Below are 25,610 nucleotides of genomic sequence, written 5' to 3'. Positions count from 1 at the left end.
CGGTCGTCTCACCTTCTCCGGTACTCCCGCACTTCTCCTTCCCGCGTCCCCGCACGTCCGTGCGCCGCGCGCCCGTACCCCCGTACGGACGCGGTCCCGTACGCCCGCCCTGCCGTAACTCCCGTGCGTCCGCGCGCGGTTGCCCCCGTCTTCACACGCGTCCGTGGACGCGGCCACACCCCTCCCCTCGCTCGCCCCTCCTTCCGCCCGCCTTCGCGCCCCGACACCGGAGAACGTCACGCCATGCGCACGTCCCGCACGTCCCTGTCCGCCTTCGCCCTGATCACGACCGCCGCGCTCGCGCTGACCGCGTGCGGCTCCGGCGGCTCCTCCGAAGCCTCGGCGGGCGCGGCGCCCGGGGGCAGGAGCGGCAAGCTCCCGACGACGGACGTGGTGTCGTCGGTGCGGAAGAACGAGAAGGCCGCGGCGCTCCTGCCCGCCGACGTGCGCGAGCGCGGCACCCTGAGAATCGGCAGCAGCGTCGGCGGCACCCCACCGGGCTCCGCCTATCTGGAGGACGGCAGGACCGTCGTCGGCCAGGACATCGACTTCGCCGACGCCGTCGCCAAGACCCTCGGCCTGCGCCTGAAGCGGGAGACCGCGAGCTTCGAGGCGATCCTGCCGGCCCTCGGCAGCGGCAAGTACGACCTGGGCACCGGCAACTTCGGCGTGACGGAGGAGCGGCGCAGGACGATCGACTTCGTCACCTACATCAACGACGGCCAGGGCTTCGCCGTCCGCGACGACAGCGCCCTCAAGAAGGTCACGGACTTCCGTCAGCTGTGCGGTCTGAACGTGGCCACCGGCGCGGGCACCACGTTCGAGGTGACCCTGGAGGACAACAAGCACGTGTGCGCCGACGCGGGCAAGAAGCCGTACAGCGTCAAGACGTACACCGAGCAGGGCGCGATCTGGGGCTCCCTGCAACAGGGCCGCAGCGACGTGGTGATGTCGACGATCAACGGCCTGCGGTACGCGGTGAAGCAGCAGCCGGGCCTGAAGTTCCTCGGCGAGTTCCACCGCCTGGACGTGGGCTTCGCTTTCAAGAAGGGCACGAAGCTGGCGCCCGCGTTCCAGGCGGCGGTCAATCAGCTCATCGCGGACGGGACGTACGACCGCATCCTCAAGAAGTGGGGCACGCGGGCGTCGGCGATCGACGCGTCCCGGATCTCACCGCCGGAGATCAAGGACTGACCCGGCGTCACCCCGGCGGGGCCGGGGGCGCGGCTAGCAGTCGCACGCGCAGCACTCGCAGCACTCGCACGGGCAGTCGCAGTCCCGGCAGGCGCCCTTGCGCTTCTTCCGGGACCACGGCCCCTCGTACTCGCGGGCGCAGCACAGCTGGCACGTGCAGCACAGGCCGATCGCGACGAGGCAGCCCGCCCAGAACCCGCGCGGCTTCTTCGGCTCCCCCGACCAGGGGCCGAAGCCCCCGCCGCCGTGTCCGCCCCCGCCGGCCGCGCCGCCGTGTCCGCCCCCGGCCGCGTCGCCGTAGGGCGACCCGCCGCCGTACGGCCCGCCGCCGTACGCGCCGGAGCCGCCGTAGGGCCCCTGCCCGCTCCCGCCGCCGTAGGAGCCGGAACCGTCGTACGCCGTCACGGTGTGACCGCAGGACGCCGTCCCGAACGCCCGGTCCACCGACCGGCCCAGCTCGTGCACGAGCAGGAAGTGCGCGAGCTCGGCGTCGGTGAACTCCACCTCGGCGAGGGCCAGCCGGATGCCGTGCAGCGCGTCGTCGGCGAGGCGGCGCGCCTCGGCGGCGGTGGCGCCGGTGGCCGTGATCGGGTTCCAGGCGCCCGCGGCGGCGTCGGCCTGCCGGTCCTCCACGGCGTCGAGCAGATGCGCGAGCCGGCCGAAGAGCCGCCCCGCCTCGGCGAGCGGCTCCGCGTTGCCGGGGCGGCCCGCGAGGACGGCGGTGTGCGCGAAGGCGGCCGCAGTGGCCGTCTCGGTGGGCTCGGTGACGGTGAGCAGGGACGTGCCGGGGCCCGCCAGGGCCTCGATGCCCTCCTGCCGCTCCACGGCGTCGACGAGGACGGCCGTGTCGAAGCCCACATCGGCGCCGGTGCGCGCGCCCGCCCGGTCCCAGCGCCCGGCGACCCGGCGCGCCGCGGCGGCCACCGGCCTGCGGGCCAGGAGGCCGTCACCGTCGACGACGTGGTCGCGCACCTTCGCGGAGGCGAGGACCAGCGACACGGCGGCGGCGAGCCGCGCGCCCTCGCCGCGGGCGACCGACGCGGTGCGCATGCCGCGCAGCGGGCAGGGGCCCGCCGTGCGCCGCCAGCCGGTGGTGCGCTCGGCCTGAGCCTCCGTCAGGACCGAGATGATGAGCCCGTCGTAGTTGGTCACGACGCGTGCGAACTGTCCGTGGTCACCGCGCAGCGCGAGGCAGAGCCCGCACAGATGCGCCATCCACTGGGTCTTGAGCCCGTCACCGAGGCGATGGGCACAGGGCCTGACTATTCCGAACAAGACGATTACCCCCGTGTGCTCCCCCGTGCGCCGACGCGTCACATGCGTGGCCCACCGGCGGTCCCGTGCGTGGTCGAACGACTACTGACGTCCGTCAACGTCGGCTCGGCGCCGCGCCACGGACCCCCCGCGGGCATCGTAGCGACCGGCCCGTTCACCCGGACGCACCGCTCGTCACCCGGACGCCGAGAGAAATCATATTTCACTCACAGTCAGCAGCCGGGCAGGGCAATCCCCTTGAAGAACCACGCGTGTCGGCCCGTTGACTGTGCACCAGTACCGTCACGAAACCCCCGTGCGGCGTCTATCCCCTTGGCGCACCATCCGCATCATGGACGACGATAGGGGTGCGGAACACGAGCAGACCGCAGCGAGAGGAGGCGTCCATGGGATCGGTGCGCAAGGCGAGTGCCTGGCTTGGCCTCGTCGACGACAACAACGACGAGCGTTACTACGACGGCTACGAAGACGACGGGGCCGATGGCCCCGAGTCCGACGCCTGGGTCACGGACCCGCGCGTGAAGGTGGCGTCGGACGCGGCCGAGGAGAAGGGCGCCAGGATCGGCACCGTCACGCCGGACAGCTTCCGCGACGCCCGGGGCATCGGCGAGCTCTTCCGTGACGGGGTTCCGGTCATCGTGAACCTCACGGCGATGGAGCCCGCCGACGCCAAGCGCGTGGTGGACTTCGCCGCCGGGCTCATCTTCGGTCTGCGCGGGTCCATCGACCGGGTGGCGCACCGCGTCTTCCTGCTGACCCCGGCCCACACGGAGATCGTCAACGGCGAGGGCCCCGGCCGCCGCGCCGACGGCTTCTTCAACCAGAGCTGAGGCGGGGCCTCACCGGAAGGCGTCGATTCCGGTGAGCGCCTTGCCCAGCACCAGCTGGTGCATCTCGACGGTGCCCTCGTAGGTGAGCACCGACTCGAGGTTCGTCGCGTGCCGCATCACGGGGTATTCGAGGGAGATCCCGTTGGCGCCGAGGATCGTGCGCGCGGTGCGGCAGATCTCGATCGCCTCCCGTACGTTGTTGAGCTTGCCGAAGCTGACCTGCTCGGGCCTCAGGGTCCCGGCGTCCATGCGCCGCCCGAGGTGGTGCGCGAGCAGGATCCCCTTGTGCAGTTCGACCGCCATGTCGGCGAGCTTGGCCTGGGTGAGCTGGAAGCCGCCGATGGGCCTGCCGAACTGCTCCCGGGTCCTGGCGTACTCGACCGCGGCCTCGAAGCTGGCGCGGGCCGCGCCCATCGCGCCCCAGGTGATGCCGTAGCGCGCGTGCGTGAGACAGCTCAGCGGGCCCTTGAGCCCACTGGCGCCGGGCAGCACCGCGTCGGCGGGCAGCCGCACCTCGTCCAGGACCAGCTCACTGGTGACGCTGGCGCGCAGCGACCACTTGTGCTTGATCTCGGGGGCAAAGAAGCCCGGGGCGTCGGTGGGCACCGCGAAGCCGCGGATCCCGTCGTCCGTCTGCGCCCACACCACGGCCACGCCCGCGACCGAGCCGTTGGTGATCCACATCTTGCGCCCGGTGAGCACCCAGTCGGTGCCGTCCTTCTTCGCGTACGTGCGCATGGAGCCCGGGTCGGAGCCGTGGTCGGGCTCGGTGAGCCCGAAGCAGCCGATGGTCTCGCCCGCGGCCATGCCCGGCAGCCACCGCTGCTTCTGCTCCTCGGAGCCGAACCTCCAGATCGCGTACATGGCGAGCGAGCCCTGCACCGAGACGAGCGAGCGGATGCCGGAGTCGGCCGCCTCCAGCTCCAGACAGGCGAGCCCGTACTGCACGGCGCTCGCGCCCGCGCAGCCGTAGCCCGTGAGCGACATGCCGAGCGCCCCGATCGAGCCGAGCTCGCGGGCGAGCTCCCGCACCTGGGGCAGCTCGCCGGTCTCGTACCACTCGGCGATGTGCGGGAGCACGCGGTCGGCCGCCCAGGACCGGACGGTGTCGCGGACGGCGAGGTCCTCCGGCGCGAGGAGGTCGTCGACGCCGAGCGGATCGGCGGGGTCGAAGGGCGGGCGGGTGCGGCTGCTTGCGGACGACATGCGGGCCTCCGGCGGGGCGTTCTTAACTAGCGCTGGTAGTCAGTCACGGCCCGGCTGACGCTACGACGAGGCTTCCCGCACGTCCAGAGCAACCCGGCGGGGCTCACCGGGCCGGGGGCGGTTGACAGTCCCTCCGGCCTTTGAGGAGGGGAGCCCCCGTACGAACGATTGCCCCCACCGAGGGCCCGAGGTCAGCGGAGGGACTCCGCGGGAAGGCCCGCGCCGTCCCGGGGCACGGGCATCCCCGGTTCGCCCTGCCCGGCAGGGGCGCCGCAGTCCATGCGGCGCGGCAGCCGCAGGGCCGCGAGCGCGCCGAGCAGCAGCAGTCCCGCGCTGACCAGGAGGGTCACGTGCAGGCCGTGGACGAAGGAGTTCCGCGCGGCGGACCGCAGGGCCTCGCCCTGTCCCCCGCCGAGCCGGTCGGCGACCTCGTAGGCCTCGCCGAGGGAGTGCCCGGCCGCCGCGCTGTCGGCCGCCGGGACGCCCCGCACGGAGGAGAGCCCGGGCGCGTACGCCGCGTTCATGACGCTGCCGAGCAGGGCGATGCCGATGCCCGCGCCCAGCTGGTAGGAGGTCTCGCCGATGGCTGCGGCACCGCCGGCCTGGGTCTGCGGGGCCTCGCTGAGCATGGACTCGTACGCCCCGAAGAGCGTGGTCTCCAGGCCGAAGCCGAGCAGCACGAAGCCGGTGAGCAGCAGCGGGGCGTTGTCGTCGCCGCCCATGCCGGTGAGCGCGACCACGGCGAGCGCGGTGAGGCCGAAGCCGCAGGCGACCATGCGGCGCGGTCCGAAGCGCTGGAGCAGCCGGGAGCCCGCGAGGCCCGCGGCCATGGCGGCGATGGTGAGCGGGAGGAGTCTGAGGCCGGTCTCCAGGGGGGACAGGCCGAGCACCAGTTGCAGGTACTGGGCGGCGATCAGCTCCAGGCCGACGAGGGCGAGCATCGCGAGCACGATGCACCCGACGGACGTGCTGAACGCGGGCCGCGTGAACATCGCCAGGTCGACGAGCGGGTGCGTGCGCCGCCGCTGTCTGCGGACGAAGGCGACGAGCAGCCCGCCGCCGACGGCCAGGGCGAGCAGCGTCGTCGTGCCGAGCGGCGACTCGCCGCCGCCGAGCCGCTTGACGCCGAGGACGAGGCAGAAGAGCCCGCCCGCCGCCATCAGCGCGCCGACGACGTCCCACGGTCCGTCGCGCTCGCCGGTGGACTCCGGCAGCAGCCAGCGGCCGACGGGCAGGCTGACGAGCATCAGCGGGATGTTGATGAGGAAGACCGAGCCCCACCAGAAGTGTTCCAGCAGGAAGCCGCCGAGCAGGGGCCCGACGGCCGCGCCCACGGCGGCCACCGCGCTCCAGATGCCGATGGCCAGCGCCCGCTCGCGCCGGTCGGGGAAGACCTGGCGCAGGATCGAGAGGGTCGCGGGCATGATCATGGCGCCGCCGACGCCGAGCAGCGCGCGGGCGATGATGAGCACCTGCGCGGTGTCCGCGAGGGCCGCGACCGCCGAGGCCACGCCGAACAGGCCGTAGCCGAGCAGCAGCACGCGTCTGCGTCCGACGCGGTCGCCGAGCGTGCCGAACAGGATGAGCAGCGAGGCGCAGACCAGCGGATAGATGTCCACGATCCACAGCAGCTCGATCGCGCCGGGCGTGAGGTCCTCGGTGACGGCGGGCACGGCGACGTGCAGGACGGTGGCGTCGACGGCGACGAGCAGCAGGCTGACGCAGAGGACGACGAGCACGACCCAGCGGTTGGCGCCCGCGCCGGGGGGCCGACGGCCGGACGGAGCGGCGGCCGTGGTCGTCCCGGACATGTGCGTACCTCCCAGTGATACCTCGCGAAATGCGGCCCAGCGGGATCCCGTGGGACCCAACGGGATCAGGTCGTCCGGCTGTGGCGGCTGTGAACAGCGAGTGGCCGTCAGCGTACGCGAGTCCGCGCACGCCGCGCGTGGCGGACCTCTCACGGTTGCCCCGAGAGCCTGTGGCATACGCCACAGCGAAAAGCCCGTCCGGCGCTTGAGGACGAGGCGCGAAGCGCCAACAAGGGGGAAAGGGGCGCAGCCCCATGCGCATGGGACACCCAGGAGGCGACGGGGAAGGACAAGAGGGGGACGGGGATAATCGCCCGGGTGACCGATCTTGAAAAGCCCCCCGCGGGGAAGGCCACCGAAAGGCGCCGCGCGGCAGCGACCGCGCTGCTCGCGTACGCGGGGGTGCGCGCCCTGGGACTCGCGGTCCTGGCCGTGTGGTCCGCGGGGACCGGCAAGAGCCCGCACACGCTGCTCTCCGCCCGCTGGGACTCCCTCTGGTACGTGCGCGTGGCCGAGCACGGCTACGGCTGGGAGGTGACCCTGCCGGACGGCAGCGTGCACTCCAACCTCGCGTTCTTCCCGCTGCTCCCGTGGCTGGAGCGGCTGGTGGCGGCGGCCGGTCCGCTGGGTCACGCGGACGCGGGCCTGCTGGTGAGCGCGGTCGCCTCGCTGTGCGCGGCGGGCGGCATCTTCGCCGTCGCGGACCGTCTGTACGGACGCCGTGCGGGCGTGTGCGCGGTGGCGCTGTGGGCGGTGCTGCCCGTCGGCATCGTGCAGTCCATGGCGTACAGCGAGTCGCTGTTCACGGCGCTCGCCGCCTGGTCGCTGTACGCGGTGCTCGCGGGACGCTGGGTGACGGCGGGGCTCCTCGCCTCCCTCGCGGGCCTGACCCGGCCGGTGGGCGGGGCCGTGGTCCTCGCGCTGTGGGCGGCGGCGGTCGTGGAGGTGCGCCGCCGGGGGCGGATCGACGCGCGCGTCGCGCTCGGCGCACTGCTCGCCCCGCTCGGGGCGGCCGCCTACGTCCTGTGGGTCGGACACCGCACGGGCGGCGGCCTCCTCGGCTACCTCGACGTGCAGGAGGGCTGGGGCAACGGCTTCGACGGCGGCTACGCCTTCGCGCGGTTCATCGGCGCGAAGTTCACCTCCGTGCCGGGCGCGCTCGCCGGGCTCGGCCTGATCGTCGGCGTCGCGCTGCTGATCCGGCTGTACGTCGCCGGGGTGCGGCAGCGCCAGCCGCTGCCGCTGCTCGTCTACACCGGGGTCGTCCTGGTGCTCGCCCTGTGCGCCGCGGGCTACTTCGGCTCCAAACCACGCCTGCTGATGCCCGCCTTCCCACTGCTCCTGCCCCTCGCGGTGGTGCTCGCGCGGCTGCGGACGTCGAGATCGGTGCTGGTCATCAGTGGTGTCGCCGTGGCCGGCGCGGTGTACGGGGCGTTCTGGCTGAACGGCTCGGGGCCACCCTGATCACGCCAAGATCATTTATCCGGGCGTCCGTCGGCTGCGCCCTCCGGGCCGCCCGGTGAGCACCCGGAGAATTCCGCACCAGATCCCGGTGAACGAATTCATAAGCGCCCTAAAACCCGGGGAGCGACGATCAACGAATTGGGTATAACGGCCCCGATTGAAAAGGCATTCCGGCGGGAATACGCCGGGACCTGAGAGCAATGCCACATCACATCGTCATCACAACCCCACCGATTCGACCGGGAACGGCGCTCACTCGCTGTAACGTCGATTGGGTGCGTACCGAACGAAACCTGACCCGTCTGGACCGGCTCTTCGCCCGTCTTGACCGTGAGCCGGAACGGCCGGTTCACCTCGATGTGCCGAGGATGAGCCGGCACAGAGTCGTGCTCTTCAGCGCGACCCTGGCGTTCTACCTCGCCATCGTGGTCGCCGTCCTGGCCACCTCCTGGCTCGTGCGGTTCGACTGGCAGGTCATGTTCTTCCGGCCCTACCAGCAGTGGCCCGAGATCCACGGCTTCCTCGACTACTGGGTCGTGCTCGGCCAGCGCGGCCCCACCGCCGTGATGGTCGCGGCCTGGCTGGGCTGGCGCTCCTGGCGGCAGCACACGCTCCGCCCGCTCCTGATGTTCGGCACGGCCCTGCTGCTGCTCAACGCCACGGTGGGCGCCGCCAAGATCGGCATGGGCCGCCTCGGCCCGCACTACGCCACCGTGATCGGCTCGAACGAGATGGGGCAGGGCGGCGATATATTCCCTTCGGGCCACACCGCCAACGCCGTCGTGACCTGGGGAATCCTCGCCTATCTGGCCTCGACCCCGGTGACCCGCCGCTATCTGTCGGCGCTGTCCGCCGTCGTCTCCCTGAGCGTCGGCCTCACCACCGTCTACCTGGGTACGCACTGGCTGAGCGACGTCTTCCTCGGCTGGGCCGCGGGCCTGCTCATCCTGCTCGCGCTGCCCTGGTTCGAGCCGCTCGTCGCCCGGGTCGAGCCGTTCGCGCTCGGCCTCTGGCACCGCTTCCGGGCCCGGCCCCCGGTCGCCGTCGCGCCCGCCCCCGCGCTCGTGCCGCAGCGGTCCGGGGCCGGCGCGGCCCCGGCCCCGGCCTCCGGCAAGGGCTCCGGCGAGCAGCCGCCGGTGCGCGAGCCCGTCGCCGCGGGCCGGAGCCGCACACCGGCCTATCTCGCCCCCGGCCCGCACACGGCCCGCTGCGAGCGCACCCCGGTGACCCCCGCGGGCCCCCGCCGCCCGCCGCACGCGGACCGGGTGCGCGGCGCGTCGGCCCGGCCCGTCACCGGCGCCTGACGCGCCCCCGAGGACCGCGGGACCGGTACGCACGACTGACTCCCGCACCGCGAAGGCCCCGGCTCCGGGCAAGGAGCCGGGGCCTTCGTACGGGACGCCGGGCTCAGCCCTTCCAGCAGCGCTTCACCCGACCGCCCTCGACCTCGAAGTTCAGCCGCCCCACGAGGTACTCCAGGGTGATGAACGTGCCCGGCGGCAGCGACCTGACGGTGGACCACCCACGGGCGCGCGCCCGGCTCTCCGCTTCGGCGGCGTCGAGGCCGACATAGGAGTCCGGGGTGTCCTGGGGCTCGGCGGGCGGGGTCGGGATGGGTGCCATACCGGCCACGTTAGGCGGCCGATTCCCGCGGGGGAAGGCTGGGGCGCGGCACCATGCGTCACGGATCCCCCTCCGGTCACGCTTTTGTCACAGGATCACGACGCGTGTTTCGCCCTAACTCCGTCACACGTACGAGCGGTTCCGCCCTCGGTACGGCGGAATTCCGGCCGAACTCCGAAGCTCTTGCGCCCCTCTTGAGACTCCGTCGGAAAATCCCGTCCGGCCCTGCCCGGGGAGCGTTTGAAACCTCGCGCGAATACTTTCCGAAACCCTCTGCAGATCCTTCGCATTCCGGATTCCCGGGCGCCGCGCGGACGGTGACGGAGTGCCGGGAATTCATGATTCCTCTCCCTCTCCCCGCGCCTCCCGCGCCCGCTCACCGCCCCTTCCCCGCGCACTGCCCGCCCTCCGCGCTCCCGCGAGCCGGAGCGCGCCCCGGCGCCGCAGTGCCGTACGCCCTCTGTCGCAGTCGGGGGCACACGAGCATCATGGCCTGTGCTTCGGGCAGCCCAGGACGCGACAGCGAAGGGGCAACAAGCATGGGGACGCAGACGGTGGGGGCGGCGGCGGAGCGCCCGGCGCGGCGGCGGACGCGGGGCGCGATCCTCGTCGACTGGCTGACCACCACCGACCACAAGAAGATCGGCCACCTCTATCTGATCACGTCGTTCGTCTTCTTCCTGATCGCCGGCGTGATGGCGCTCCTGATGCGGGCCGAGCTCGCCCGCCCCGGGCTCCAGATGCTGACCAACGAGGAGTTCAACCAGCTCTTCACGATGCACGGCACGATCATGCTGCTGCTGTTCGCGACGCCGACGTTCGCGGGCTTCGCCAACGAGATCATGCCGCTGCAGATCGGTTCGCCCGACGTGGCGTTCCCGCGGCTCAACATGCTCTCGTACTGGCTGTTCCTCTTCGGCGGTCTGATGGTGCTCGGCTCGCTGCTCGTGCCGAGCGGCCCGGCGGCCTTCGGCTGGTTCGCGTACGCGCCGCTCAACAGCCTGGAGCGGTCGCCCGGCATCGGGGCCGACCTGTGGATCATGGGGCTCGCGCTCTCCGGGTTCGGCACGATCCTCGGCTCGGTGAACTTCCTGACCACCATCATCGGGATGCGCGCGCCGGGGATGACGATGTTCCGGCTGCCCGTCTTCACCTGGAACGTGCTGTTCACCTCGGTCCTGGTGCTGATCGCGTTCCCGGTGCTCGCGGCCGCCCTGCTCGTCCTGGAGGCGGACCGGCGCTTCCACTCCGTGGTCTTCGACGCCCAGTTCGGCGGTGCGCTGCTGTGGCAGCACCTCTTCTGGTTCTTCGGGCATCCGGAGGTCTACATCATCGCGCTGCCGTTCTTCGGCATCATCACGGAGATCATCCCGGTGTTCAGCCGGAAGCCGATCTTCGGCTATCTGCCGCTGGTCGGCGCGACGATGGCGATCACCGGTCTGTCGGTGGTCGTGTGGGCGCACCACATGTTCGCGACGGGCGCGGTGCTGCTGCCGTTCTTCTCGTTCGTGTCGTTCCTGATCGCGGTGCCCACCGGGGTGAAGTTCTTCAACTGGACCGGCACGATGCTCAAGGGCTCGCTGTCCTTCGAGACGCCGATGCTGTGGGCGGTCGGCTTCCTGGTGTCGTTCCTGTTCGGCGGGCTCACGGGGGTCCTGCTCGCCTCCCCGCCGATCGACTTCCACGTCACCGACTCGTACTTCGTCGTGGCGCACTTCCACTACGTGGTGTTCGGCACGGTCGTCTTCGCGACCTTCGGCGGCTTCTACTTCTGGTGGCCGAAGTTCACCGGCAAGATGCTCGACGAGCGCCTCGGCAAGATCCACTTCTGGGCGCTGTTCGTGGGCTTCCACACCACGTTCCTGGTCCAGCACTGGCTGGGCGCGGAGGGCATGCCCCGGCGGTACGCCGACTATCTGGACGCGGACGGCTTCACGGTGCTCAACACCCTCTCGACCATCGGCGCCTTCCTGCTCGGCATCTCCACGCTGCCGTTCCTCTACAACCTCTGGAAGACGGCCAAGTACGGCGAGAAGGTGGACGTCGACGACCCCTGGGGCTTCGGCCGCTCCCTGGAGTGGGCGACGTCCTGTCCGCCGCCCCGGCACAACTTCGTCACGCTCCCCCGGATCCGCTCCGAGTCCCCGGCGTTCGATCTGCACCATCCGGAGTACGCGGCGTTCCGGGCGCCGGACGACCAGGTGCGCCACCCCGGTCCAGGGCCCGGCTGAGCACGTCCCTGAGGGAGCGGATCCGGTCGAGCACCTCCACGGGCTCGACCACCTCGAACTCGAAGCCCAGGAACATCACGTGGAAGACCAGGAACTCCAGGCTGGCCGCCCCCGTGCGCAGCAGACAGGTGTGCTCGGTCTCCGCCTCCAGGGTGCCGTCCAGCGGCTTCACCCGCTGCGCGGCCTCCTCCAGGGACACCAGGAGGCGGATCGTGGACTGCTCGGCGTAGGCGCGGGTCGACACGCCCCGGGAGACGTAGGCGGCGAGGTCGTCGGCGGGCGGGGTGCGGGGCGCGCAGCGCGGGCCGTGCGGCGGCCGGGGCGTGATCCGGTCCGCGCGGAACGTGCGCCAGTCCTGCCGGTCCAGGTCCCAGGCGACGAGGTACCAGCGGCGCTCGGTGCACACCAGGCGGTGCGGCTCGACGGTGCGGCGGCTCGAACCGCCGCCGTGGTCGAGGTAGTCGAAGCGCAGGCGTTCGGAGTCCCGGCAGACGGCGGCGAGGTCGGTGAGGACGGAGGCGTCGACGGCCTGCTGCCGGGGCGCGTGCAGCATCGGCACCGTGAAGGCGTTCAGGGCGCCGACCCGGCTCCGCAGCCTGCCGGGCAGGACCTGTTCGAGCTTGCCGAGGGCCCGCACCGAGCTCTCGCCGATGCCCTCGATGCCCTGTCCCGCGGCGGTGCGCAGGCCCACGGCGACGGCGACCGCCTCGTCGTCGTCGAGCAGCAGCGGGGGCAGCTGGGCGCCCGCGCCCAGCTGGTAGCCGCCGCCGGTGCCGGGGCTCGCGTTGACGGGGTAGCCGAGCTCGCGCAGCCGGTCCACGTCCCTGCGGATCGTGCGCGCGGTCACGCCGAGGCGCTCGGCGAGGTCCGCGCCCGACCATTCCCGGTGGGCCTGCAACAGCGAGAGCAGGCGGAGCAGTCGTGCGGAGGTCTCCAACATGCGGCCGATTCTGCCGCCTCTCGCGGACAGCTACGGTCCGCGATGGCGGAGCCCTCCTCCCGGCGCGCGTGCCCTCAGTCGCCGACGGCCGCCCGCACGCGCACCGCCAGGTCGTTGTCGTTGGTGTAGTACGGACCGGCCTCGACCGGCCCGTCCGGGCCTTCGAGGACCGTCACCGGGTAGGTGAAGATCGGCTTCTTGTCCGCCACGTCGTCGAGCAGCCGGGCCAGGCGCACCCGCGGCCCTTCGTCGCCCCCGGGCAGCAGCCACAGGTCCCAGGGCCCGCGCCCGGCGGCGAGGTCCTCGTACCGCAGCGTGACGTCGAACTCCGGCCCCTGTGCCGTGACCTCGGCGCGCACGACCCGCTCGGGCTCCTTGCGGAACACCGCCTCGACCCGTGCCCGCGCGGCGAGCTCCGTGCCGTACACGCGGCCGTGCGCCGTGAGCCCGGTGTCGGTGATGCGCAGCTCACCGGCCTCCGCGTGCGGCGCCCGCACCCAGGCGCGCACCGAGAGGTTGCCCTGCTTGGTGGCGTACGGGATGCGCACCGAGACGTGGCCGCGGCTGCCGCTGGGCGCGCGGTCGACGAGCGAGCGCAGGTCGTTGACCCCGGGCATGAGCCGGCGCGGCTCCCCGCCGTCCACCAGGGCGTACGCGTTCCAGCGGCCCTCGGCGAGCTCGACGCTGCTGGGCAGCGCGGCGCGCAGCCGCCCGTCGCCCGCGGGGGTGAGGGGCAGCCGCACCTCGTCGACGGGGTCGGAGTCCCTGAGGCGCAGCAGCAGATGCGCGGTGCCCGCCTCGCCCGGGTCGGTGACGTCGAAGGTCAGACCGCCCGCGGAGTCGGCGATGCAGTCCGCCCGGGGCGGGGGCACCTGCCCGGCCCCGCGCGCGTCGTCACTGGATCCGATGGTGTCCTGGGTGGACACGGCCGTCATGCCAAGCGCCCCTTCGTCGGTGCGGTTCTTCCGGCGTCCCGAACGGCGTACGCGCCGCCGAGCAGCGCTCCCCTGGCGCGGTGCATCGTGCCGCGCACCCGGCCGCCCAGCGAGCCGCCGCGCTGGAGCATGCCGTGGAACATCACCTCGTAGCGCTCGGCGATGCGGGCCGGGTCGAAGCGTTCGGAGTCCTCCAGCGCGGCGTCCGCCATCCGGTGGCGCAGCGCGTCGTCGTTGATGAGTTCGAGCAGGCCGCCGGCCATGGCGTCGGCGTTGCCGACCTCGACGAGACGGCCGTCGACGCCGTTCTCGATGATCTCGCCGGGGCCGTGCGGGCAGTCGGTGGAGACCACCGGGAGGCCGCAGCGCATGGCCTCGACGATGGTCATGCCGAAGGACTCCAGGCTGGAGCTGACGGCCGCGATGGAGCCCTTGGCCCACTCGGGCTCGATGGGGTGGGCGGGGCCCATGAGAAAGACGTGGTTGTACAGGCCGAGGTCGTCGATCAGCCGGCGCAGCTTCTCCTTCTGGCGGCCGCCGCCGTAGATCCGCAGGCGCCAGTCGGGGCGCTCCCTGCGCACCTTGTCGAAGGCGCGGATCAGCAGGTCGTACCGCTTGACGGGGGCGAGCCGCCCGGCGGCGACGACCCACTTGTGGGAGCCGTCGGCGGGCTCGATGCCGGGTGCGGGCACCGGGTTCGGCACGGCCTGGACGTGTACGCCGGGCAGCCGCATCCGCTTGCGGTAGTCCCGTGCGTCGGCCTCGGTCGTGGTGGTGAGGACGTCGAGGCGGGGGTAGACGCTGCGCAGCTGGAGGCGCAGTTCGTCGGAGTGGCTGTCGAGCGTGAGGTGCTCCTGGCCGACGCGCAGCACGCCGCGCCGGGTCTGCCGGGCGACGTGCACGTTCAGGCCGGGCCTGGTGCCGATGACGACGTCGGACCGCAGGGACTTCAGGTGCGCCTCGATGCGCTCGTCGGTGAGGGCGCTGTACTGCGCGTAGCGGCCCTCGGCGCTCGGGAAGACGCGGGCCGGGGTGGTGTGGGCCGCGCTGTCGCCCTCGTATCCGGGGCTGTCCTTCCTGATGTCCACGAGATGGCTGAGCCGGATCCGCGGATCCGGCGCGAAGACCGGCTCGTCGCGGTGGCGCAGCACCGAGACGATCTCCACGTCGTGCTGCTCCGCGAGGGTGTTCGCCAGGTTGTACGTGGTCCGGATCGTCCCTCCGATCCCGTACGCGTTGTGAATCAGGAAAGAGATATGCATGCGTACCCGTATTCCGCGTTTGCCCGTGGACAGCCGTCTCGTCCGCCTACCGAGGGGTTAGACGGGAATCTCAGGCCAAGGGTTGGGTCGAGATCCCGCCTTGTTCTTGAACGGATGCGCGATCGCAATGCGGAACAGGGAACTCCATGAGTGGTACACCGGTCATGGCTGGTAGGAGAGCTGCGGTACCTCGAAGCAGTTGGCGTTCATGTCCCCCTGTGTGACCCAGCCCTCATCGTCCTTCCAGCGGGCCACGGACACACACGTCCGGCGCGTCCTCGGCGGTTCGGCCCGCCGCTCGTACGTCACCGGCAGTAGCAGGCCGTCGGCGTCGTACGGCTTGCCCCGGCTCATGAAGCGGTCCAGGCAGGCGCGGGTGACATCCCCGTCCGAGGCCGCGCAGGAGCGGGCGGCGGCCGTGAACCACAGGCCGGCGGCCCAGCCCTCCAGCTGCCACTGGGAGAGCGAGTCCGCCCCCTTGCCCGCCCTCTTCATGCCGGCGCGGAACTCCCGCACGGCCGGGTGGCCGGTGTCCTCGTAGTTGCGGCTGGAACCGGTGGCCCACAAGGCGTTGCGGCAGCGCGGCGCGTCCTTGTAGTCGTCGGCGACGGAGGCTGACCAGTTCTGTACGTTCGTGACCTTCGCGGTGACCTTCGCGCCCACGTCGTCCATGGCCTCGCACAGGCGCGCGTTGCCGTGCGTGTCCATCGCGTCGAAGACCAGATCGGCGCCCCGGTCCTTGAGGTCGGCCGCGGCGGCGCGGAAGTTCGGCAGCGCGAAGTCGACCTGCTCGGTGACGACCTCGTAGCCCTCGGCCTCCAGGCCCCGCTTCACCAGGCGCGCGTACGCCGCCGACGCGGCCTGGTTGTAGGAGACCACCGCGGCCGTGCGGGCGCCCTGCTCGCGCTTGAAGTAGCGGTAGACCTCGGTGCCGCCGTACAGCTCGCCGCCCCAGCCCGGCTTGCCCGCGCGCGGCGCCAGGCTGCCGTAGATCCCGTACAGGTGCGGATAGGTGTCGTACGCCGGGCCGATCGGCTGCCCGCCGATGTCGGGCACGCCCGCCTCGGAGACCCGGGGCGCGCCCGCGTAGTCCAGGACGGTGGTGGCCACCAGGGCGACCACCTTCTGCTCGTCGAGCAGCTTGTGCACGCACTCGTTGTTGCCGACGCCGCTGCCGCCGTCGTCACAGGTGCGCACCTCGACCTCGCGTCCGGCGATCCCGCCGCGGTCGTTGAGCCGCTCGAAGTAGGCCTTGGCGCCGTCGCGCGGCCCGGTGAAGGCGGAGCCGCCGACGGGGCTGGTGGCGCTGGTGATGACACCGACCCGCAGGGGCGGGCCGCCGCGGGGCGGCACCACGCCACCCGACGGCGCGCGCCGCTCGAAGTCGCTCTCCGGCAGCCGGCTGCCGCAGGCCGCGCTCCCCAGGAGCACCGCCACGGCGAGCGCGGCCACGAGGGCCCGTCGGCGGCCCAAGTCTCAGCAGCCCGGACCGGGCGACTTGTTGCCGCTCAGCTGCACCAGCGCGCACAGCGTCTTGACGGACACCTTCCAGGTGCCGTCCTGGTCGACGGCGGTGCCGCTCGCGCTCGGCAGCGCGGTCGCGCCCTTCAGGGTCAGCGCGTACGTCACGTCCGCGTCCTTCGCCGATGTGAACTCGACCTTCGCGACCCGGGCCCGGACCTGCTTGCCGCGCTCGTCCCCGCTGAAGCTCTGCAGGACCTGACGCATCTCGGCGCCGTTCTCCAGGACGGCCTCCTTGTCCTTCAGGGACACCGCCGGGTCGAAGAACCTCTGCCAGTTCGCCCGGACCTCCTTCTCGGCGGCCGCCGGGTCCGCGGGCCCGGCGGCGTCACCGGCCTTGCCGCTCGTCTCCACGGACGGCTGCGGCGGCGGGCTCCCGCCCTCGTCACCGCTGTCGTCGCCGCAGGCCGCGACGGCCGGGACGAACAGCAGGACCGCGGCGGCCGCGAGGACCGGGCTCCGCACCCGCCCCCGTCGTGGATCGCTCCCCCGCCTGGGTCCTGTCCAGAGCACCATCTGGCTCACCACCGGGTATCGGACCGGACGAAGAGCGCCCGGTGCTTTCAGGGTCGGCTTCCAGAAGGCATAGTGCAATCCATTGGCTTCCATGAACAGACCCACCAGGCACCCGGGGGGCCTCGATGCGGGCGGCAACGACGGACGGGACCACTCCCGCGGCGGCACGGGCCGCATCGCGCGCGGCCCGGCTGCGGGCGGTCCACCCGATGCTGTGGGCGGCCTTCGCCGCGCTCGCGACCGGCGCGGTCCTGTGCGTCATCGGCTGGTACGGGATCTCCGGAGAGCGCTTCGCCGAGCGGCAGTTGCCCTACCTCGCGTCCTGCACGGTGCCGGGCGCGGCCCTGATCGTCGCGGGCGCGGTGCTCCTCGCGCACGGCCGGGGCGCGCTCGCCGCGGCCCGGGTCGAGGAGCTGTACGGCCTGCTCGTGGCCGTCGAGGACCAGGCCCCGGCGGACGCGGGGGCCGAACGGGCGAAGGCCCCGGTGGCGACGAGCGAGGCACTGCGCGCGGTGCCCGACGGCACGCTGTGGCACCGCGCGGACTGCCCGCTGGTCGCGGGCAGGCCGGAGGCCGTCGCCGTCGACGCCGCGGCCCCGGCGGCGGGCGGCCTGACCCCGTGCCCGATCTGCGCACCGCCGGGGCCCCGGCCGCAAGAGTCCCCGGAGGACTGAGCCGGTGGCCTCGCTGAGCTACGACCTGACCCTGGCCGGGCTCTCCGTCGGCAGCGCGGCGGCCCTCACCGGCATAGGCCTCGTCGTCACCCACCGCGCGACCGGCGTGCTCAACCTCGCGCACGGCGCGATCGCGATGGTCTGCGCCTATCTGCTGCGCCAGCTCACCGTCGAGTGGGGCTGGCCGCTGTCGCTCGCCGCGGCGGTGACGCTCCTGGTGGCGGCCCCCGCCATCGGCCTCGTCCTCGAACGCGCCGTCTTCCGCCCGCTCGCCGTCCAGGGCGGCGACCCGGCGCAGACCCTGGTGGCCTCGATCGGCGTCTTCGTCCTGCTCGTCGGCGCGGCGGCGCTGATCTGGGGGCAGGGCGCGCGGGCGGACGCGCCGACGCTCGTCTCGGCCGACCCCTGGGGCCAGCTCGCGGTCGCCGTGGCGCTGGCGCTCGCCGTGTGGGCCCTCACCCGCTTCACCCGCTTCGGCGGGGAGCTGCGCGCGGTGGTCGACGACCGCCGCCTCGCGGTGCTCGCCGGGATCGACGCGGACCGGGTGGCCGCGGCGGGCTGGGCCTTCGGCTCCTTCACCGCGGGCCTGACCGGCGTGCTCCTCGCCCCCTACGTCCGCCTCGACCCGTACGGCCTGCCCCTGCTCGTCATGGAGGTGATGGCCGTCGCCGTGGCGGCCCGGATGCGGAACCTGCCGGTGGCGGTCGTGGTGGCGCTCGGCATCGGCGTCGCGCAGAGCCAGCTCACGCGCCTGCACCCGTCCGGGTGGGGCGAGCCCCTGCTCCAGGCGGTCGGCGCGAACCTCTTCGTCGTGGCCCTGCTGATCGCCGCGCTCGTCCTGCCCGGGGTGGGCGCCGGGGACGCGCTGCCCCGCACGGCCACCGCCCGCGTCCCGACCCCGTCCGGCGCCTGGATAGTGGCCGTGGTCCTCTTCCTGCTCCCGCTCGGCTTCGCGGGCTCGGACCTCACCACGTCCGTGCAGGTCCCCGCCCTCGGCGTCATCCTGCTCTCCCTCGTCGTCGTCACCGGCAGGGGCGGTCAGATCTCCCTGGGCCAGGCGGCGTACGCGGGCCTGGGCGCGCTGTTCACCGCGCTGCTCACCGGCGGCCGCTTCCCCGGCCTGCCCGAGCTGCCCGCGCTGCCCGCCCTCGCGGTCGCCGTGCTGCTCGTCGCGCCGCTCGGCCTGCTCACCGGCTGGCCCGCCATCAGCAGGCACGGCCTGGCGCTCGCGCTCGCCACCCTCGCGGTCGGCGTGGGCGTCAGCCGCTTCGTGTTCGCGCAGCCGTACGCGACCTCGGGCCTCACCCTGGAGCGGCCCGCCGGCCTCGGCGGCGACCGCGCGTACTACCTGTTCGAACTGGCCCTGCTCGGCGGCGCGCTGGGGTGCGTCGCGGCGCTGCGCCGGGGCCGCGCGGGACGGGCGCTCGCGGCGATGCGCGACCACGAGGCGGGGGCGGCGGCGGCCGGGGTCCCCGTGCGCACGCTGAAGCTCGCGGCGTTCGTGACCGGCGCGGCGCTCGCCGCCCTGGGGGGCGGGATGCTCGGGATGGGCCTTCGGGCGTTCGACCCCGGGGCGTACGACCCGGTGCGGGGGCTGCTCTGGTTCGCGGCGGTGGTCGTGCTCGGCGCGGACAGCCTGCTGGGCGCGCTCGTGGCGGCGGCGCTGCTGGTGGGACTCGACGCGGGGGCGCGGGGCGGGGTCGCCGCGGCGGTGGTCGGGGTGCTCGCGATACTGGTCGGCCGCTTTCCCGGGGGGCCGTACGAGGCGCTGCGCGCGGCCACGCGGCGGCTGCGGCGGCGGCCCCGGCTCACACCGCTGGGCGCCCGGGTGCGCGGTGCCCTCGTCCCAGCCGCCACGGGCCCTGCCCTTGCCCCGGCCCCGGCCCCGCTCTCGGCTCCGCTCGAGCAGGGGATGCCCCGCACGCCCCGCGGGACGATCGCCCACAGCAGCAACAGTCGTGACGCTCTCGTCGCCGACGAGTTGTTTCTTTCCTACGGTGGCTTCGCCGTGTTGCGCGGGGTGTCCCTCAGCGTCGTCCCCGGCCAGGTGACCGCTGTCGTAGGGCCCAACGGCGCGGGCAAGAGCAGTCTGTTCCACTGTCTGGCCGGGACGGTGCGGCCCGACCGGGGGCGGGTGGCCTTCGGGGAGCGGGACCTCACCCGGCTACCCGCGCACACCCGCACCCGCGCGGGCGTGGCGCGCACGTTCCAGCAGCTGGCGGTCTTCCCGACGCTGACCGTCGCCGAGAACGTGCGCGTGGGCGCCGAACAGGGCCGGGTCCGAAACCCGGCGGCACTCGACCGGGCGCTGCGCCTGTTCGACCTCACGTCCGTGCGCGACCGTCCGGCCGCGGGCCTGCCGACGGGCACGCTGCGCCGCGTCGAGCTGGCCCGCGCGCTCGCGGGCGACCCGTACGCGCTGCTCCTGGACGAGCCCGCCGCGGGCCTGGACACCGGCGAGGTGGCCGCGCTCACCCGGGTCCTGCGCGCCCTCGCCGCCGACGGCACCGCGCTCCTCGTGGTCGAGCACGACCTGGACCTGGTCGCGGGCCTGGCCGACACCGTGCACGTGATGACGGCGGGCCGGATCGTCGCGTCGGGCCCGGCGGACGAGGTGCTCGACGGCGGGGCGCAATGAGCCCGGCCGCGCGCCCCCGCACCCTCGAACTGCGGGACGCGCGCGTGCGCTACGGCCCCCTGGAAGCCCTGCACGGCGTGACCCTCGCGGCCCCCGCCCCCGGCCTGACCGTCCTGCTCGGCCGCAACGGCTCGGGCCGCACCACCGCGCTGCGGGCGCTCGCCGGGGCCGTCCCGCTGTCCGGGGGCGCCGTCGTCTGGGACGGCGCGGACGTCACCCGGCTCTCGGCGCACGAACGCGCCCGCCGGGGCCTGTGCTTCGTACCGGACCGGCAGGCCGTCTTCGGCGGCCTCACCGTCCGCGAGAACCTGGCCCTCGCCGGGGGCGACGTGACGCCCGCCCTGACGGCCTACCCGGAGCTGCGCCCGCTCCTGGCCCGCCGCGCGGGCCTGCTGTCCGGCGGCGAGCAGCGCATGCTCGCGCTGTCACGGGCCCTGCTCTCCCGGGCGCGCGTGGTCCTCGCCGACGAGCCGACCCAGGGCATGTCCCCGGCCGTCGCCTCCCGTACGTACGCGCTGCTCGGGGATCTGGAGGCGTGCGTGGTCCTCGCCGAGCAGCGGCCGCCGCCCGGGCTGCGCGGGCTCGCGGGCCGGGCGGCGGTGGCGTACGAGCTGCGCCGCGGCGAGGTGGTGTTCAGCGGCGAGCTGACGGAGCTCGGGCGGCTGCCGGACGGCGGGGTCAGGCCTTCGCCCGCTCCGGAATGAGCAGGACCGTGCCGATCGCGAGGCGGTCGGGGCGCGGCCCCACGATGTGCCGGTTGGCCTGGTAGAGGGCCTTCCAGCCGCCCTTGACCCGGTACCGCCTGGCCAGGGAGCTGAGGGTCTCGCCGCGCTTGACGACGTGCGTGCGGTCGCCGGGCAGCAGCGCGAGGTGGTCGAGGTTGGCCTCCTTGACCTTCTTGGAGCAGACGGGCCAGGCCTGCCAGCCCTGGTTGAGGAGCACCTTGCGGGCGACCTCGATCTGCTCCTCCCGGGTGGCGAGGTCCGCGCGCGGGGCGTAGGCGAGCCCGCCGTGCTCCTCCCAGGTGGTCTGCTTGAACTGCAGGCCTCCGTAGTAGTCGTTGCCGGTGTTGATGTGCCACCGGCCGCTGCTCTCGCACTCGGCGAGGCAGTTCCACGGCCCTTCGGTGCGGGAGCAGTCGTAGAGGTACGTGGTGACGGCCGGGCCCGGCCGCGGCGGCGGGGGCGCCGCCACCGCGGCGGCCGGGGCGGTCAGGGGTGCCGCGAGCGCCAGGGCCGCGGCGGCGAGCGACGTCACGAACCTTGGACGTCTGTTCGACATCGGGTGCGTCGAGTGCATCGGGCCACGTTACGCAGGTCCCGGCCGGGGGCCCGCCGTGCCGCGCCGCCGTGCGCGCGGCCCCACCCGGTCAGCGGACAGGGCGGGGCCGCTCGTGGGTTCCGGCTCGCCGGAGGGGACGGCCGGGACCGTCAGATCGCCAGGCGCTGCCCGGGCACGATCAGGTTCGGATCACCGCCGATGACGCCCCGGTTGACGGCGTAGAGCCGCTGCCAGCCGACGCCGTGCGCGGCGGCGATGCGGCTGAGCGTGTCGCCCTGGCGCACGACGTAGCCGCCGGAGCCGCGCGTGGTGCCCCGGTCGGCGTGACCGGGCGCGCGGTGGGCGGGCCGCTGCTTGACGGTCTTCGGCGCGGCCTGCGGTGCGGTCTGTGGCGCCGCCTTGGGAGCGGGCCTGGGCGCGGCCTGTGGCGCGGCCGCTCCGGGAGCGGGCCCGGAGGCACCCGCCCGTGCCGAGCACGACGGCCAGGCGCCCCACCCCTGAGCGCGCTGGACCTTCGCCGCGACGGCGATCTGCTGGGCCCGGGAGGCCTTGTCGGCGGTCGGCGCGTAGGCCGTGCCGCCGTACGCCCGCCAGGTGCCGGCGGAGAACTGGAGTCCGCCGTAGTAGCCGTTGCCGGTGTTGACCTGCCAGTTGCCGCCGCTCTCGCAGCGGGCGATCCGGTCCCACACTCCGCCGTCCGCCGCGGCCTGCCCGGTCGCGGCGAGCAGTGCCAGCGGCGCGAGGAGCGCGGCTCCGCCGATCACTGCCGTCTTGCGAATGTTCCTGGGACGTTCGGACATGGATTTCCCTCTCGGAGGACCCGGGCTACCCCAGGCCCCGCGGGCCCCGTACGCGTCCGGCGCCGGGGTCCCGCCGAGCCCCGTCCGCCGGGGTGGTGTTGTTCTGCGTTGCTCCGCCGCGCCTGCTGATCGAACCGGCGGGCGCGGCCGGCGGACTTACCCGAGCGGTGCTCGCTGCACACGGCGGTGGAATCTAGGAGCCCCCTCGCCCCGCTATCAACCGACTCCTCGTCATTCCAGGCCAGTTGCCGGTTACCTGGGGTATCGTCGACTTTCGGACACCCGTTTTATGCATACATGAGGGCATCTATCACCCTCCCGCACCGGCGATCTGTGACTCACCTCACCGGCGCAACTTCCGTGTACGCACCAGGTGTTGGCGCGGAGTGACAAATTCCGACTCTCAACTCACCCTCTGCTTCGGTTAGTTCAATTCCGCGCCTCCCGTGCGTGACTTGGGCCACTGATCGCCCGTTGTCTCCTTTATGAGCCGGGCACCACCCGGACACCCCACGCATCGATTCCGAGGAGTCACCGTGCCGCGCATGCTCGACCTCAGCGACGAGGTACGCGCCGAGATCGGCGACGAAGAAGCCGACCGCCTGCTCGCCGGGGAGAACGCCCCGGGCGCCTACGACTGCACGTCCTGCCGCACTCCGGGCGACTCCGAGCGCGAGCGCACCAGCACGGTCCTGTTCGTCGGCGACGAGACCGCCGTGCTCGCCTTCGCCCACGCCTCCTGCCTGCCGTCCCAGATCGTCGAGGTCGCCGAGGAGCAGCTCCAGGGGGCCGTACGGTCCATCACCGGCGAGGACGCCGTGCCCTCCCAGCGCCCCGCCGACGGCGCCCCCGAACAGGCCGTGCTGGGCGTGACCAGCGGCCTCGTCCTCATCGAAGGCGAGCTGCACCCCGCGCTCGTCGTCGAGCCGACCGGCCCCATCGCCCGCCCGGGCGCGGCGCCCGGCGGCGGCGACGACTTCCTGCCGCTCCTGATCGAGCACGGCTTCATGCCCGTGACCTCGCTCGCGGGCGCGCCCCCGACGCTGCACGGCTGGTCGGTGCTGCTCGCCGTGGGCCAGCTGCACGCCATCCTCCAGCCGGGCACCGGCGGCGGCTCCCCCGTCGCCTGGTGGCAGGCCCACCAGCCGCTCCAGGTCACCGACGGCTGGCGCGCGGCGGCCAACAAGCTCCAGTCCGTCCTGCTGTACGCGACCCCGTCGGGCACCGTCGGCCGCCAGCCCCGCGAGGACCTGCTGCGCGGCGCGCTCGACCGCGCGGCCTCCCGGGGCCAGCTGGTCGCGTGCGCGATGCCGCTCGCGGGCACCTGAGCCACATTGGGGGCCCGGGCCCCGCATCCCGGGAACCCCCCAGGTCGTTGGCCCAGACGTGCACGTATACGACGCCACACACCACCGGCCGTACGCCGGGCCGATCCCGTCCATGCGCGGCGCGCAGGACACCGCGGCCGCCTTCTCGGCCACGCCGATCTACGACGCCCTGTACTCCGAGTACCTCAGGGCGTTCCGGGCCCTGCCCGGCGACCGGACCGGCGAGGAGGAGCTGAGGTTCACCGGCTTCGGCCCCGGGCCGTACGGCAACGCCGGGCACCACGGCGCCATGCGGCACGACCCGCGCCACACCCCCCGGCACGACCCGCGCCACGACCCCCGGCACAACCCCTTCAACGTCGCCCGCTACGGCCAGCCCACCCAGGTCGACCACCACAGCTACGGCCACCTCTTCCCGGCCGCCCTCCCCCCGGGCCCGCGCCGGGGCTGACCACCCGCCCCTCCTCATGCCGGTGCCCGGCCCTCCGCGTGGAGGGCCGGGCACCGGCACGTACGGACCGCGGGCGCCGCGGCTCCCGCTACTACTTCTTCTTCTGGGTCTTCTGCCCGCGCTTCTCGCGCACCCGCACCGAGATGTGGATCGGCGTGCCCTCGAAGCCGAACTCCTCGCGCAGCCTGCGCTCCACGAAGCGGCGGTAGCCGTGCTCGATGAAGCCCGAGGCGAACAGGACGAACCGCGGCGGCTTGGTGCCCGCCTGGGTGCCGAAGAGGATGCGCGGCTGCTTGCCGCCGCGGACGGGGTGCGGGTGGGCGGCGACCAGCTCGCCGAGGAACGCGTTCAGACGGCCCGTCGGCACGCGCGTCTCCCAGCCCGCGATGGCCGTCTCGATCGCCGGGACGAGCTTCTCCATGTGCCGCCCCGTGCGCGCCGACACGTTCACCCGCGGCGCCCACGCGACCTGCGCGAGCTCCGTCTCGATCTCCCGCTCCAGGTAGTAGCGGCGCTCCTCGTCGAGCGTGTCCCACTTGTTGTACGCGATGACGACGGCGCGGCCCGCCTCCACCGCCATCGTGACGATCCGCTGGTCCTGGATGCTGATCGACTCGCTGGCGTCGATCAGGATGACCGCGACCTCCGCCTTCTCCACGGCGGCGGCCGTGCGCAGCGAGGCGTAGTAGTCGGCGCCCTGCTGGAGGTGGACGCGCTTGCGGATGCCCGCCGTGTCGACGAACTTCCAGGTGACGCCGCCCAGTTCGATGAGCTCGTCGACCGGGTCGCGGGTGGTGCCCGCGAGCTCGTTGACGACGACGCGCTCCTCGTTGGCCACCTTGTTCAGGAGGGAGGACTTGCCCACGTTCGGACGGCCGATGAGCGCGATGCGGCGCGGGCCGCCGACGGCCGTGCCGAAGGTCTGCGCGGGCGCCTCCGGCAGGACGTCCAGGACCGCGTCGAGCATGTCGCCGGTGCCGCGGCCGTGCAGCGAGGAGACCGGGTGCGGCTCGCCGATGCCGAGGGACCACAGGGCGGTGGCGTCGGCCTCGCCGCTCTGGCCGTCGACCTTGTTGGCGCAGAGCACCACGGGCTTGTTGGCCTTGCGCAGGAGCCGGACGACGGCCTCGTCGGTGTCGGTGACGCCGACGGTGGAGTCGACGACGAACACGACGGCGTCGGCGGTCTCGATCGCGTACTCGGCCTGCGCGGCCACCGACGCGTCGATGCCGAGGACGTCCTGCTCCCAGCCGCCGGTGTCGACGACCTTGAAGCGGCGGCCCGCCCACTCGGCCTCGTAGGTGACGCGGTCGCGGGTCACGCCCGGCTTGTCCTCGACGACGGCCTCGCGGCGGCCGATGATGCGGTTCACGAGCGTCGACTTGCCGACGTTCGGACGGCCGACGACGGCGAGGACGGGGAGCGGGCCGTGCCCGGCCGCCTCGATGGCGCCCTCGACGTCCTCGACGTCGAAGCCCTCTACGGCGGCGAGCTCCATGAACTCCGCGTACTCGGCGTCGCCAAGTGCCCCATGGTCGTGCTCGACGTGCTCCGTCGGCTCGCCCTCGGGCTGGATCTGGTCGTTCATGAAGTCCGTACCTCGTCGTTCATCGTGGTGATCGGTGACCCC

22 protein-coding genes are annotated in these 25,610 nt (G+C 73.3%); 10 read left to right on the top strand and 12 right to left on the bottom strand.

All coding sequences use genetic code 11. The features are described from left to right. The first annotated feature begins 243 nt into the window (after positions 1-243). The gene (locus AC5WAM_RS32440) at positions 244-1,194 is read left to right on the top strand and encodes an ABC transporter substrate-binding protein (RefSeq protein WP_495519705.1); all 951 of its coding nucleotides are present in this window, start codon (positions 244-246) and stop codon (positions 1,192-1,194) included. 33 nt (positions 1,195-1,227) lie between these two features. On the opposite strand, the gene AC5WAM_RS32435 is transcribed toward AC5WAM_RS32440, so the two are convergent. Then, the gene (locus AC5WAM_RS32435) at positions 1,228-2,469 is read right to left on the bottom strand and encodes a DUF5685 family protein (protein WP_495519704.1); all 1,242 of its coding nucleotides are present in this window, start codon (positions 2,467-2,469) and stop codon (positions 1,228-1,230) included. A gap of 386 nt (positions 2,470-2,855) precedes the next feature. On the opposite strand from AC5WAM_RS32435, the gene AC5WAM_RS32430 reads away from it, so the two are divergent. Continuing rightward, entirely contained in the window at positions 2,856-3,299 is a 444-nt protein-coding gene (locus AC5WAM_RS32430) for a cell division protein SepF (protein ID WP_138958856.1), read from the top strand. A gap of 9 nt (positions 3,300-3,308) precedes the next feature. Here AC5WAM_RS32430 and AC5WAM_RS32425 read toward each other — a convergent pair whose 3' ends face one another. Then, the gene (locus AC5WAM_RS32425; protein WP_366795671.1) at positions 3,309-4,505 is read right to left on the bottom strand and encodes an acyl-CoA dehydrogenase family protein; all 1,197 of its coding nucleotides are present in this window, start codon (positions 4,503-4,505) and stop codon (positions 3,309-3,311) included. 191 nt (positions 4,506-4,696) lie between these two features. Continuing rightward, the gene (locus tag AC5WAM_RS32420; RefSeq protein WP_495519703.1) at positions 4,697-6,316 is read right to left on the bottom strand and encodes an MFS transporter; all 1,620 of its coding nucleotides are present in this window, start codon (positions 6,314-6,316) and stop codon (positions 4,697-4,699) included. A gap of 318 nt (positions 6,317-6,634) precedes the next feature. On the opposite strand from AC5WAM_RS32420, the gene AC5WAM_RS32415 reads away from it, so the two are divergent. Together AC5WAM_RS32415 and AC5WAM_RS32410 are read left to right on the top strand one after the other, a co-directional pair. Continuing rightward, positions 6,635-7,780 (top strand): glycosyltransferase family 39 protein, encoded by a 1,146-nt coding sequence (locus tag AC5WAM_RS32415; protein WP_495519702.1) that lies wholly within the window; start codon positions 6,635-6,637, stop codon positions 7,778-7,780. 275 nt (positions 7,781-8,055) lie between these two features. Further along, positions 8,056-9,084: a phosphatase PAP2 family protein gene (locus AC5WAM_RS32410; RefSeq protein ID WP_495519701.1), complete on the top strand. Its 1,029-nt coding sequence runs from the start codon at positions 8,056-8,058 to the stop codon at positions 9,082-9,084. Positions 9,085-9,187: 103 nt separating this feature from the next. On the opposite strand, the gene AC5WAM_RS32405 is transcribed toward AC5WAM_RS32410, so the two are convergent. Next, the gene (locus tag AC5WAM_RS32405) at positions 9,188-9,403 is read right to left on the bottom strand and encodes an I78 family peptidase inhibitor (protein ID WP_495519700.1); all 216 of its coding nucleotides are present in this window, start codon (positions 9,401-9,403) and stop codon (positions 9,188-9,190) included. A 539-nt stretch (positions 9,404-9,942) separates the two neighbouring features. Between AC5WAM_RS32405 and ctaD the strand changes: the two genes are divergently transcribed. Continuing rightward, a complete protein-coding gene (gene ctaD, locus AC5WAM_RS32400) occupies positions 9,943-11,634 on the top strand; it encodes an aa3-type cytochrome oxidase subunit I (protein ID WP_138958863.1) in 1,692 nt (563 codons plus the stop codon). Here the strand turns inward: ctaD and AC5WAM_RS32395 are convergent. The 5 genes from AC5WAM_RS32395 to AC5WAM_RS32375 form a co-directional block, all read right to left on the bottom strand. Next, positions 11,519-12,574 carry a helix-turn-helix transcriptional regulator gene (locus AC5WAM_RS32395; RefSeq protein ID WP_366795666.1) on the bottom strand — a complete coding sequence of 352 codons (1,056 nt, stop codon included), beginning with the start codon at positions 12,572-12,574 and terminating at the stop codon, positions 11,519-11,521. The two genes, ctaD and AC5WAM_RS32395, sit on opposite strands and share 116 nt — an antisense overlap. A gap of 74 nt (positions 12,575-12,648) precedes the next feature. Beyond that, entirely contained in the window at positions 12,649-13,509 is an 861-nt protein-coding gene (locus AC5WAM_RS32390) for a hypothetical protein (protein WP_366795665.1), read from the bottom strand. Then, positions 13,506-14,771: a glycosyltransferase family 4 protein gene (locus AC5WAM_RS32385; RefSeq protein WP_366795664.1), complete on the bottom strand. Its 1,266-nt coding sequence runs from the start codon at positions 14,769-14,771 to the stop codon at positions 13,506-13,508. The genes AC5WAM_RS32390 and AC5WAM_RS32385 overlap by 4 nt, the downstream gene beginning before the upstream one ends. A 162-nt stretch (positions 14,772-14,933) precedes the next feature. Next, positions 14,934-16,244, bottom strand: coding sequence for an ABC transporter substrate-binding protein (locus tag AC5WAM_RS32380; protein WP_495519699.1), 1,311 nt, complete (start codon positions 16,242-16,244; stop codon positions 14,934-14,936). 3 nt (positions 16,245-16,247) lie between these two features. After that, the gene (locus AC5WAM_RS32375) at positions 16,248-16,808 is read right to left on the bottom strand and encodes an MTB12 C-terminal domain-containing protein (RefSeq protein WP_495519698.1); all 561 of its coding nucleotides are present in this window, start codon (positions 16,806-16,808) and stop codon (positions 16,248-16,250) included. Between the two features lie 125 nt (positions 16,809-16,933). On the opposite strand from AC5WAM_RS32375, the gene AC5WAM_RS32370 reads away from it, so the two are divergent. From AC5WAM_RS32370 to AC5WAM_RS32360, 3 genes are read left to right on the top strand one after another with little or no spacing between them, the layout of a single operon-like run. Next, positions 16,934-17,482 carry a hypothetical protein gene (locus tag AC5WAM_RS32370; protein WP_495519697.1) on the top strand — a complete coding sequence of 183 codons (549 nt, stop codon included), beginning with the start codon at positions 16,934-16,936 and terminating at the stop codon, positions 17,480-17,482. Positions 17,483-17,486: 4 nt separating this feature from the next. Beyond that, positions 17,487-20,120, top strand: coding sequence for an ABC transporter permease subunit (locus AC5WAM_RS32365; RefSeq protein ID WP_495519696.1), 2,634 nt, complete (start codon positions 17,487-17,489; stop codon positions 20,118-20,120). After that, positions 20,117-20,824 carry an ABC transporter ATP-binding protein gene (locus AC5WAM_RS32360; protein ID WP_495519695.1) on the top strand — a complete coding sequence of 236 codons (708 nt, stop codon included), beginning with the start codon at positions 20,117-20,119 and terminating at the stop codon, positions 20,822-20,824. The genes AC5WAM_RS32365 and AC5WAM_RS32360 overlap by 4 nt, the downstream gene beginning before the upstream one ends. Here the strand turns inward: AC5WAM_RS32360 and AC5WAM_RS32355 are convergent. Together AC5WAM_RS32355 and AC5WAM_RS32350 are read right to left on the bottom strand one after the other, a co-directional pair. Then, positions 20,799-21,419 (bottom strand): transglycosylase family protein, encoded by a 621-nt coding sequence (locus AC5WAM_RS32355; protein ID WP_495519694.1) that lies wholly within the window; start codon positions 21,417-21,419, stop codon positions 20,799-20,801. The genes AC5WAM_RS32360 and AC5WAM_RS32355 overlap by 26 nt on opposite strands. Positions 21,420-21,550: 131 nt before the next feature. Next, positions 21,551-22,201 carry a LysM peptidoglycan-binding domain-containing protein gene (locus tag AC5WAM_RS32350; RefSeq protein ID WP_495519693.1) on the bottom strand — a complete coding sequence of 217 codons (651 nt, stop codon included), beginning with the start codon at positions 22,199-22,201 and terminating at the stop codon, positions 21,551-21,553. A gap of 536 nt (positions 22,202-22,737) precedes the next feature. Between AC5WAM_RS32350 and AC5WAM_RS32345 the strand changes: the two genes are divergently transcribed. Together AC5WAM_RS32345 and AC5WAM_RS32340 are read left to right on the top strand one after the other, a co-directional pair. After that, positions 22,738-23,529 (top strand): DUF8842 C-terminal domain-containing protein, encoded by a 792-nt coding sequence (locus tag AC5WAM_RS32345; protein ID WP_366795657.1) that lies wholly within the window; start codon positions 22,738-22,740, stop codon positions 23,527-23,529. Positions 23,530-23,641: 112 nt separating this feature from the next. Next, positions 23,642-23,980, top strand: a complete 339-nt coding sequence (locus AC5WAM_RS32340) for a hypothetical protein (protein WP_216678164.1) — start codon at positions 23,642-23,644, stop codon at positions 23,978-23,980. 91 nt (positions 23,981-24,071) lie between these two features. On the opposite strand, the gene der is transcribed toward AC5WAM_RS32340, so the two are convergent. Beyond that, positions 24,072-25,568, bottom strand: coding sequence for a ribosome biogenesis GTPase Der (gene der, locus AC5WAM_RS32335; protein WP_366795656.1), 1,497 nt, complete (start codon positions 25,566-25,568; stop codon positions 24,072-24,074). Positions 25,569-25,610: the final 42 nt, after the last annotated feature.

The organism is Streptomyces sp. JLYT201 (assembly GCF_059448825.1).
This window is presented reverse-complemented; position numbering and strand designations above follow the sequence as displayed.